3 protein-coding genes and 2 pseudogenes are annotated in these 7,235 nt (G+C 44.3%); 3 read left to right on the plus strand and 2 right to left on the minus strand.

Going from position 1 to position 7,235, the window contains the following annotated elements; all coding sequences use genetic code 11:
* Positions 1-44: 44 nt before the first annotated feature.
* Positions 45-2,684: a mannosylglycerate hydrolase gene (mngB, locus tag AB4482_RS04055; protein ID WP_136974899.1), complete on the minus strand. Its 2,640-nt coding sequence runs from the start codon at positions 2,682-2,684 to the stop codon at positions 45-47.
* Positions 2,685-2,802: 118 nt separating this feature from the next.
* Positions 2,803-3,300 (minus strand): annotated as a pseudogene (locus AB4482_RS04060) (fructose PTS transporter subunit IIA); the annotation flags it as partial.
* A gap of 271 nt (positions 3,301-3,571) precedes the next feature.
* On the opposite strand from AB4482_RS04060, the pseudogene AB4482_RS04065 reads away from it, so the two are divergent.
* The 3 genes and pseudogenes from AB4482_RS04065 to AB4482_RS04075 all read left to right on the plus strand — a co-directional run bounded on the left by AB4482_RS04065 (position 3,572) and on the right by AB4482_RS04075 (position 7,068).
* Positions 3,572-4,294, plus strand: a pseudogene (locus AB4482_RS04065) (GntR family transcriptional regulator).
* A gap of 239 nt (positions 4,295-4,533) precedes the next feature.
* The gene (locus AB4482_RS04070; protein ID WP_198594332.1) at positions 4,534-6,159 is read left to right on the plus strand and encodes a PTS fructose transporter subunit IIC; all 1,626 of its coding nucleotides are present in this window, start codon (positions 4,534-4,536) and stop codon (positions 6,157-6,159) included.
* 183 nt (positions 6,160-6,342) lie between these two features.
* Complete coding sequence (locus AB4482_RS04075; RefSeq protein WP_102321452.1) at positions 6,343-7,068, plus strand: GntR family transcriptional regulator; 726 nt, start codon at positions 6,343-6,345, stop codon at positions 7,066-7,068.
* Positions 7,069-7,235 lie beyond the last annotated feature (167 nt).

Raw genomic sequence — 7,235 nt, forward strand, 5'->3', positions numbered from 1 at the left:
CCAGTTGGAATCAGAGCGGAGGTTTCTACGGTTAAAAACTAGGATTAAAACTTCACTTGGAATGATTTAGCCTGACACGCATTAAGTGCACCAAAGCTCTGGCTAGCGACTTCGGTATCACGTACTCGCTCATCCAAGCTGGTCTCTTGCCATGAAGTCACTGGTTGAGTGAAGGTAACACCATCTTCAATCTGTCCAGATTCAGCCGGGTTGTAGACACGTAGAATTAAGGCATCTTCATCTTCCGCTTTCTTCAGTACACTAAGAACAGCTCCTTTCTGCTCTTTGGCAAGAAGCGAGTAGGTTAACGGCTTGTCTTGCTCACCGACGTTTAGCTTCATTGCGTTGTACGGGATCTTGTTGTAACACTCGATTGGCGTTACATAGTCTCGTGCTTTAGCCATAACGTTGGCCGCGATATGGTTGCCAGCAAAACCAAGTAAGCTGAATTCACACACCAACTTGCCGCGAGTTTGCGAGTCTGGGGTCGGGATCTTGATACCTGAAGGACGTCCTGGACGCAGCAACAACTCTTCTTTACCTAGAACTCCTACCCCACGCAGTAGAGTTAGAGCAAAGGTATCGCGTTCTTCATTGCCTTGGCTTGATACGAATTCAAACTCACGCAGACCATTGGTCATCAATGCCAGTCCACCTGTCTGGTTTTCAACCGCAGCAAAGTTCATCAGCTGGTACACAGGCACTGGCGCTTCTTTCCAGCTTTCTTGCTCCCATACTTCCATTGCAGGGTCGTTAGTTGGTCGAGTGATAAGGCCAAACTGGTTATCTGCCACCACATTTTCAGAGACAAATGGCGTTGGGATAAGCACACGTACTCGATGATCGTCTGCTTGATTATCTAGCTCCATACGGACTTCAATGCGGCGTGAACCGGCTTTAAGTACCACTTGACAATCGACATCTACATAGCCGTTTTGTCCTGTGCGCTCTTCACGCTCTTGCAGATTAGCTGGTACATCCATTCGCAGTTTGATGCTAGCAACCGATTGGAATCCTTCATGTTTAATATCGGTTTCGACTTTAAACTCATCTGAGTAAAGCAGCCACTCTTTGCGAGATGGCGAATAGTCGTACTCATCGCCATCGTCTGAACCATCTTCAATTTTTAGCACTTGGTCGTATGTCATCTCGGTTTCTTTGTCCAAGATGGTTAGGGTGCCATTGTCGTTCACTTTGATGGTGTAGAACTCATTCTCTAGCAGGTAATCTTTCTGCTCGGCAATCTTCTGAGCACCTTGTTCATTGCCTTGAATATGCAAGGTAGCAAAGCCCATCGCAGGTACAGATTGTTTAATCTGAATATCGTACTCAATAAACGGGTCATAGTTACCGTAGTGGACAATCTGGCGGTCAATCTTGCCTGGGTCGATCACTCGCTGATCTTGGATGAAGTACTCAACTGAGTTGCCGTTATCATCGAAGATGTTGAACTGCTCTGCACGAATAGTGATGGTGGTGTTGATCACCTCTTCACGTTCGTATGGCGATAGGTTAAAGAAAGCTAGCTTGTCGCAGCCTTCACGCGCTGGCATGTGGTCAACAATTTTACGCTTGTAAAAGGTGATCAGATTGCTCGCCATATCGTCGGCTAGGATGTAACGGTTAAGGATCTCCGCATGCACCTTGTCTGAACAGCAGCAGCCAATAGAGTCATGGGCATGGTTCTTCATGCTCTCTTTCCACATTTTCTCAATCAAGCCATGGTGATATTCAAAACCTAGTGACCAAGCGATAGAAGCAAGAGGTTCTAGGATGTTGACGATCTTATTCTCTACCTGAGCGTGGATCAGCTTGATATCCATACGAGTTGACGAAATTGTACGGTGCACACGCATGTATTTGCCGTCGTTAAACTCGCCTTTTACTGTGTCTAATTGATCGCGTTCTTGCTTGATGCGGTCGAACACCTCTTCAAAGCGGCTCATCACAAACTCACGTTCTGGGTAAACCTCACGTAGCTTGTCCATCACCTCAAAGATGTCTTTTTGGATTGGCATCTGATCGTGACCATTCGGCAGCAGGATATCTTTGGTCACTGACGGTTTTTCTAACACCGGGAAGTATTTGTCTAGGCGAGCACGCAGCCCTTCTTCATCTTGAGGTAGGTACTTACCAATCGCATATCCAAGAGGCAGTACTTGTGCAGCTACTTCTGAACCATCATTAGATTGCCATAAGAACTCAGTTTTGTTGGTACCGTGACGCTCAGAGCAACCACGCCAGAACATCGCTGTATCGATATCAAATCCGTTATAGATCATCGGCAACTGTGAGCTCATTGAGAACGAGTCTGGCAAGTAACCAATTTTCATTGGCTCACCTAACTCTAGACAATCGCGTAGGCCGTACAACATGTTACGAACGATTGACTCACCACCAACCTGCATAGTGTCAGTTTGAGAGTACCAAGGGCCAACAATAAGTTTGCCCGCCTGAACTAGGTCACGTACACGCTCTTTATTTTCTGGCTTGATGGCAAAGTAGTCTTCAAGGACAGCGGTCTGACCATCAAGTACATAGTATTTGTATTCTGGATCGCTCTCCAGACGTTGCATGATCTCTTCCATGTTGTTCACCAGAAGAATACGAGACTCTTCAGTGGTGAAGTACCATTCGCGATCCCAGTGCATGTGTGGGGTAATATGAACGCGTGATTTAGTCATTGTTTTGTACCTGTAAAGACTGTGCTGTGCGACTTAAATGAGTAATGGCTTTTGAGTAAACGCTGAGTTATCCAAATAACTTTGAAGCAATAGAACCAAACAACCCTTTCTTCTCTTCAACTACTGGTGCAGATTCTTCGGCTGCCTGTTCAATTTGTTCTTCCTCATCGCTAAGAAGTGCAAAAATTTGTTCTACAGTTGTCGCGCTAAGTACCGCTTCACGAACTTCATCATCAATCAAAGTACTTGTCAGCTCGGTCAGCAGTTGCATGTGTGTAGAGCCCGCTTCAGCATTAGGAATAGCAATTAGAAAGATCAGATTTACATCCTCTTCTTCATCAATGCCCTGCCATTTCAAATCTTGTTTTAGGGTTGCGACTGCAAATGCTGCTTCTTTCACTGCGTCGGTTTTGCCATGTGGAACAGCAAGGCCTTCGCCTAGCGCCGTTGCACCATGCTCTTCACGGGCAAACACAGCTTTTAAATACTCTTCTTTGTCGTGCAGTTTGCCTTGTTGGTCGAGTTGTTCAGCGAGTGCTTCAATTGCAGCGTCACGACTTTCGAACGTCGTTTGTAGATTAATCAGTGATGAGTTGGTAAGCGTTGTAAGGTTCATAGTTTTAGCCCCGTGTTCACGTTCTTTTGGGTTATCTGTTTATGTGACAACAATAATACCAATCAAATACAAATAAACCATGATACAGATCTCACAAATATCACGATATGTATTAAATTGGAGTTAAGGGTCCATATTTGTATTCTTTATCATTATTTAACTGGGTAGAATTCGTATTATTCAAGTCAAAGGTCACACACTAAGACCTGTTAGAGTGGTTCTACAGGTTAATACGCAAGAGGTTAGCTAGGATATGACGACAAGATTACCCATGTACCGACAAATCGCTGATGCCATTAGAGATAAGATTAGCACCGGTATTTACAAGGTTGGTGAAGCACTACCGACAGAAGCACAACTCCGTGAAGAGTTCTCTGTCAGCCGCGTAACTATACGCCAAGCGCTTAAACTTCTAATCGAACAACAAGAGCTAGAAAGTATTCAAGGTAGTGGTACCTATGTAAAAGAGAGCAAAATAAACTACAACATCTACCAACAGAGCAGCTTTGCTGAGAAATGGGCTCATTTGCAGGGAGTAACACACAGCGATGTCTTATCTTTCGAGGTACAAGCCGCCTCATTAACGCTGGCTGAACACTTGGATATCAATGAAGGCGAGCGCATTTTCTACATCAAGAGAGTACGTTTCCTGGACGAGACCGCCATTACGGTTGAAGAGACTTGGATGCCAACGACTATGTTCCCAGACCTCAGTTACCAAGTGATGCAAGGGTAGAAATATGACTACATCGAAAAGCAAAAGAAGATGGTGATAGATAGAAGTGAGCAAGAAATCATGCCTGTCCTTCCACCAAGTGACGTGGCGACATTGCTTGGAGTCAATCCTACAGAACCTGTTATAGAAAAGCGTACTCGCGGATACCTAGAAAATGACACCATCTTCGAATATAGCCGAAACTATTTCACGACCAACAACTATAAATTTACCCTCACCTCTAAGCGCCAAAGGGCGAATACAAGCTATTCTATTTAAATAAGGGTTTTATTACTTAATGTCGCCTCGTAGCTATTTAGTATTATATTTCAATGGTATATAGTCATAGTGCATTTTTTGTATTACTTTGATACTTAGAACAATAAAAACAAATTAAATACAAATAATACAACTTGTGAGAATCATCACAGATGATTAAAACAAATTAAGTAAGGATATAATCATTGAGTGACCTATTTGTCGCTCAAATGACGAGAGACGACGCAAAGGAACATCAGATGAAAATCTTAGCGATTACAGCATGTACAGCCGGTGTAGCGCACACCTACATGGCGGCTAAAAATTTAGAAAAGAAAGCAGCCGCGCGCGGTTGGGAAATAAAGGTCGAGAAGCAAGGTGCGAATGGACTAGATGGAAAACTAACCGCACAAGATATCGCGCAGGCCGATGGCATTATCTACGCTGTTGACGTAGGCGTAATTGAAGCTGAGCGCTTCGAGGGGCTAACGTCTGTGCAAGGTAAGGTTAAAGATGGTATCAAAGCCGCTGATGAAATGCTTGATGCACTCGAAGAGAAGGTCAAAGCGGGTGGCTCAAATGCGAAAGCAGCCACGACGACCAACAAGTTTGCCGAGAAGGAAGAGAGCAACGACAATATGATCGTTAGTTTCTTGAAACTTTGGTACAAGGGCGCTCTTTCAGGCGTATCTCACATCATTCCTCTTGTTATAATCGGTGGTCTTTGTGTAGGTCTTCTAAATCTATTCTTCGGCTACGATTACACCCACCTTTATGATGAAGCGATACTGGTTGAATACACGGGCAAAACATACGCAGACCTTGGCATAATTAACGCCGCTGAAGGGTTAGCAAACAGTGAAATCGGTGCAATTAAGAAAGAAGTTTATGCAGCTATTGCACAGCCAGAAGCCAAAGCGCAGTTTGAGTCTTCGTTTCAAGGCATTATTCATTTCCTATACTACGGCACGTTAAAAGCATTTAACCCACTGTTAATCTGTGTGCTTGCAGCATTTACAGCTTACGGTATGGTCGGTAAACCTGGTCTAGCTCCTGGTTTCGTCGGTGGTTTCGTCGCTGTTGGTGGTGGATTCGGTAAGATCTCTATCATGACCGGCGGCTTCCTAGGTGGCTTAGTAGCCGGTGCAGCAGCAGCGTTATTTGTTATGCTTGTCCGCCAGATCAAAGTACCGAAAGTACTAGAGTCAGTGAAGATGATTATCATCACACCTCTACTAGCGGGTATCGCAACACTAATCTTTATGTATGCGGGCCCTGGTAAGTTCTTCGCGATGCTTAACAGTGGTTTGGTTGACTGGCTAACCTCAATGGGCACAAACAACCTACTGATTCTTGGTTTCATCCTCGGTGCTATGGCTTGTTTCGATATGGGCGGCCCGGTAAACAAAGCGGCTTACCTATTCTGTATCGGTGTTGGTACAAGTGGTGACTTCGCTGGTGATGCATCAATCTTTTACGCTGCCTTTACTGCTGCGAAATGTATCCCTGGTATGTCATTAGGCATTATGTCTGTCGTATTCAAACGTTTCTTCGATGAAGAAGATCGCTTGGCAGGCCCTTCAACCGCTATCTTAGGTTTCTGTGGTATCACTGAAGGTGCTATCCCTTACGCTGTAAAAGATCCAATGCGTATCATCCCTGCTCATATGATTGGTGGTGGTGTAGCGGCTGCATTAATTCTTTCTTCTAAGATTACTATTGGTACCGTAGCTGGCGGCGCAGTGTTCATGCTACCTGTCATCGGTAACCCTGTTGCTTGGCTGACTTACTTCGTCATCGGTATTGCAGTGTCAATGGCACTAACCATCGGATTAAAAGTAATAGGAAACCAAAAAGAAAAGAAGTTAGCTGAAACGAAAGCTTAACTCACCCTCACTTAGTATGCTCCAAAACTCCAAGCCTCCCCCGCTTGGAGTTTTTTTGTATTATCAGCTCACTCACTCAACAACCATTTCTTGTATTCAGTGCTTTAATTCGTATCATTAAGCCTCTAGAGGTGATCACAAGTCGTTGTCACCTATCTCTTTTGTATTGTTTTCGAGGTTTACATGGCAAGACTGCCCCTGTATCGCAAAATAGCTGACGCCATTCGAGAAAAAATCAGCAGTAAGATTTACAAGGTAGGTGAGGCGCTGCCAACAGAAGCTCAACTGTGCGAAGAGTTTTCTGCCAGCCGAGTAACCGTTCGTCAGGCGCTTAAACTTCTGATCGAAAATGAAGAGCTAGAGAGCATTCAGGGTAGTGGCACCTACGTTAAAGAGAATAAGGTTAACTACGATATCTACCAACAAAGTAGCTTTGCGGAAAAATGGGCTCATTTAGGTGGGATAACTCATAGCGATGTAATTGCCTTTGAAATTCAATCTGCCTCGTTAACACTAGCAGAGCACTTAGACATCAACGAAGGCGCTCGAATTTTTTACGTAAAACGCGTTCGTTTTGTCGATGACAACCCAATCACCGTTGAAGAGACATGGATGCCAGTCGACATGTTCCCGGATCTAACCTATCAAGTGATGCAAGGCTCGAAATACGATTATATCGAGAAGCAGAAAAAACTGGTGATAGATAGAAGTGAGCAGGAAATCGTGCCCATCCTCCCGGCTAACGATGTTGCTGAGTTGCTAGGCATCAGTCCTGCCGACCCGATCATTGAGAAGCGCACTCGCAGCTACCTACACGATGACACTGTATTCGAATATAGTCGCAACTACTTTAAATCCAGTGACTATAAGTTCACTCTAGTCGCAAAAAGACGGAAATCTCCCCGTTAACCTGTGGACGTTTTGAGTAAACTTGTAGAATGTTCGAATCGACTATTCAGATTACTATTTATAGGACAAACTTTCTTTAACAAGATAGCTATGAGTAAAAACACTAACGTGATGTATGGAATCCACTCCCTCCTTAGCAATCTAGACTTAGGAGTGTGAGAAAAAAC

The organism is Vibrio sp. 10N.222.55.C7, from assembly GCF_041473335.1.
GTDB classification, from domain to species: domain Bacteria; phylum Pseudomonadota; class Gammaproteobacteria; order Enterobacterales; family Vibrionaceae; genus Vibrio; species Vibrio crassostreae_C.

Bases quoted from the DNA above. Each gene is read 5' to 3' on its own strand.
- AB4482_RS04070 (WP_198594332.1), top strand. From the start codon at position 4,534: ATGAAAATCTTAGCGATTACAGCATGTACAGCCGGTGTAGCGCACACC.
- mngB (WP_136974899.1), bottom strand. From the start codon at position 2,684: ATGACTAAATCACGCGTTCATATTACCCCACACATGCACTGGGATCGC.
- AB4482_RS04075 (WP_102321452.1), top strand. From the start codon at position 6,343: ATGGCAAGACTGCCCCTGTATCGCAAAATAGCTGACGCCATTCGAGAA.